We start from the raw sequence: 3,659 nt of genomic DNA on the forward strand, positions 1-3,659 counted from the left end.
CCAGGCCCCGACACACACTGTCGGGGCCTGACCCACTTAACAAACAAACACCACCAACACCCCAAACGCGGGCTCACATATACGCCCGTTTTCCACCAACCCCCGCTCACCCATGCGCCGGAATTCCCAAACGCGCGCTCACTAATGAACCTCCGGGATTCAGGTTCATACTGAGCCGTACAATGTCAGGATGAGTAGCATGCAACAGGTTACTCCCGGGGTGTCGCTCACAGCGCAGGTCACGGATATGCTCCGGGCGGCGATCACGTCCGGCGAGATGACGCCAGGGGAGCACTATTCGGCGATTGGACTAGCCGAGAGACTCGGAGTCTCCAGGACGCCGGTTCGAGAGGCGTTGCAGTTGCTTGAGAAGGAGGGCATTGTCCGGATCGAGAAGAACCGCGGTGTCCGGGTATTGCAGATTTCACTTGATGAAATTGTTCAGATCTTCCAGATCCGAATTCTTCTTGAGCCTCCGGCGGCGGCCCGGGCAGCCGAGATGGTCACCAAGCATGAACTCGCGCATTTCCGTGAGCTGCACGGACGCATCCTGGATGCAGCAGCCGCCGATGATGGTCCTGGCACCCTGCAGGCGGACAAGGAATTCCACTTGTTTCTCATGGGCCTGGCGGGTAATCCGCGGCTAACGGCACTGGATGGCGAGCTCCGCAATCTGGTTCTCGCGCAAGGGTTGGTGACCATCCCTTCAATCCGAAGCAGCCAGGACTTGGCGGACGACCGTCGAGGCATTCTCGACGCATTGGAACGACAGGATCCCCTGGCTGCATCCGCTGCCGTTCGCGAGCATGTCACCCGCACTGCGAGGCTTCTCATTTCAGGCGTCTGCGCGAAGACGCCTGGACTGTCCTCCGATGCGTATCTGGCGAAGCTGGATCAGCTGACTAAACTCCGCACTTGACTCCAATACTCCCAAGAATTGTTTACACGCTGCGTGCGATCGCCTACAGTTGCATGCAACATACAACTATCGAGGGAGATGCGTCGTGGCATCCACACAGGGTAGTCCGAACGGCTTGCCGCAGCCCTTGGCTGGTATACGGATCGCAGACTTCTCACGGGTTCTAGCCGGCCCGCTTTGCTCCATGATGTTGGCCGACTACGGTGCCGAAGTCATCAAGATCGAGGGTCCTGGTGGCGACGACACCCGAGCGTGGACCCCGCCGGTTGACGCCGACGGGATTGGTACATATTTTGCCAGCGTCAACCGGAACAAGAAATCGGTGGTCGCCGACCTCAAGTCCGATGATGGGTTGGACTATGCCCGAGCGCTCGTGGCCGGCTGCGACGTCGTGATCGAAAATTTCCGGCCTGGCGTCATGGCGAAATTCGGGCTGGATTATCGGACGGTCTCCGAGGGCCGGCCGGATATCGTCTATTGTTCGATCTCGGGCTTCGGGGCTGGCGCCGGCGCAGATCTGCCCGGCTATGACCTGCTCGTGCAGGCGCTTGGCGGTCTCATGAGTATCACCGGCCACCCGGAAGGGGAACCCAGCAAGGTCGGGGTTGCCCTGGTAGACGTCCTCGCGGGACAGAATGCCATAGCAGGAATCCTGATGGCCCTGCGGGTGCGCGATGCTACGGGGGTCGGTCAGGAGGTGCAGGTCAGCCTCCTCTCATCGCTCCTGGCAGCCTTGACGAACCAAGGCACGGCCAGTTTGGCGACGGGTGATTCGCCTACCAGGCTTGGTAATGCGCACCCCAGCATCGCCCCATATGAGACGTTCCGCACCGGAGGCGGCACGCTCGCCGTCGCGGTCGGAAACGATCGGCAATTTGCGGCGCTTGCGTCGGTTCTGGGACTTAGGGCTCTGCACCAGCAAGCGAGGTTCCTCACTAATGAACGCCGAGTAGCATCGCGCGAGGAGCTTCGGATTGCGATTGAGGCTGCGCTCGGCGCTGACACCGCAGCGAGTTGGCAACGGAAACTGCTCGCCGCAGGTGTTCCTGCGGGCGCGGTCAATAGTGTCGGCGAGGCTTTCAAACTCGCTGAGAGCCTCGGGCTGGAGCCGTCAGTCGTTGTCACCGATCCCGCTACTGGCCGGACGTCCCGGCAGTTGACCAACCCGATCCGGTTGTCCGCGGCGGCACCAAGCTATCGGCAAGTTCCCCCGGCCCTTGGAGAGCACCAGGGGTTCACCTTCGATGTCCGATCCCCGGACACCGCCGAGAAAGGCGTATAAATGTCCGATATCGGTGATCTGATTGACTTCGATTCCCTCCTCAGCACGGATGAACGTGCACTGCGCGATTCGGTGCGCGCGTTTGTGGATACCGAAATCAAGCCACACATCGCAGGTTGGTTCGAAGAGGCCGTTTTCCCGCTGGAACTTGTTCCCGAACTGGGCAAAATGGGGCTGCTCGGCATGCATCTGAAAGGCTTCGGCTGCGCCGGCCGATCCGCCGTCGAGTACGGCCTGGCCGGAGCGGAACTCGAGGCCGGCGATTCCGGGTTGCGCACTTTCGTCTCGGTGCAAGGCTCGTTGGCGATGAGCGCCATCCATAAGCATGGCTCGGATGAGCAGAAAGCCGAATGGCTGCCGGCGATGGCCGCGGGGGAAGCGATCGGCTGTTTCGGGCTGACGGAACCCACGGCGGGGTCGGATCCGGGCGGCATGACTACTTTTGCGCACCGTGACGGCGGCGACTGGATCCTCAACGGATCAAAACGCTGGATCGGCCTTGCGTCGGTGGCCAAAGTCGCCATCATCTGGGCCCAGACCGACGGCGGTGTCCGCGGCTTTGTTGTCCCAACCAATACCGCTGGGTTCACGGCGACACCGATCGAGCCGAAGCTCTCCATGCGAGCCTCAATCCAATGCGACATTGAATTGTCCCATGTGCGCCTACCCGGGAGTGCGGTCCTGCCGAATGTCGTCGGACTCAAGGGCCCGTTCTCTTGCCTGAACGAGGCCCGCTACGGAATCATCTGGGGCGCCATGGGCGCTGCGCGCGACGCGTTCCAAGCCGCCCTCGAGTACTCCAAGGAACGTCTGCAGTTCGGGAAACCACTGGCTGGTTACCAGCTGACCCAGCAGAAGTTGGTTGATATGGCTCTGGAGATCAACAAGGGATTCCTCCTGGCCTTGCACCTCGGGCGCATGAAGGACGCCGGCACCTTGCAACCGGACCAAATTTCGGTGGGCAAACTGAACAGTTGCCGCGAGGCCATCAAAATTGCGCGGGAAGCGAGGACCATCCTTGGCGGTAACGGAATCACTCTGGATCACTCACCCTTGCGGCATGCCAACAACTTGGAATCCGTCCGCACCTATGAGGGCACCGACGAAGTCCATACCCTGATCTTGGGTAGCAGGCTGACTGGTATCGCAGCCTTCCGTTAGGCGGGCCCGACGGCGGAGCCCGCGTTCCGTCGTCGACGTCGCCGGGCGCCCCCATCAGGTCCTGGCGGCCAACTTGAGTTGGCCGCTTCAACGCTGGATTTGCGCGGGGTGCGGAAGCCGTGTAATGTCTTCTAAGTCGCCGCGAGGGAGACAGCCTAGAGCTGGGAACCACGGGTGGCCAAACCCTTCGAATTGAGTCTAAAACGGCTGGTGCTTTGCGTGCCGCAATTCGAGGGAAATTCGAATTATCACCTTGAATCTGGTTGAAATACCGATTTGATAAGTAGTGGCAGTTCG

The 3,659-nt window shown here is 60.8% G+C and carries 3 protein-coding genes; all 3 read left to right on the plus strand.

The window, feature by feature from the left end:
* The first annotated feature begins 190 nt into the window (after window positions 1-190).
* Window positions 191-919: a GntR family transcriptional regulator gene (locus tag KNN17_RS22075; RefSeq protein WP_241711037.1), complete on the plus strand. Its 729-nt coding sequence runs from the start codon at window positions 191-193 to the stop codon at window positions 917-919.
* 85 nt (window positions 920-1,004) lie between these two features.
* Window positions 1,005-2,201 (plus strand): CaiB/BaiF CoA transferase family protein, encoded by a 1,197-nt coding sequence (locus KNN17_RS22080; protein ID WP_308196875.1) that lies wholly within the window; start codon window positions 1,005-1,007, stop codon window positions 2,199-2,201.
* Window positions 2,202-3,362, plus strand: a complete 1,161-nt coding sequence (locus tag KNN17_RS22085; protein WP_241711039.1) for an acyl-CoA dehydrogenase family protein — start codon at window positions 2,202-2,204, stop codon at window positions 3,360-3,362. It begins immediately after the preceding gene.
* The last annotated feature ends 297 nt before the right edge of the window (window positions 3,363-3,659 follow it).

Origin of the sequence: Arthrobacter bambusae (assembly GCF_022606295.1) — a bacterium.
GTDB lineage: Bacteria > Actinomycetota > Actinomycetes > Actinomycetales > Micrococcaceae > Arthrobacter > Arthrobacter bambusae_A.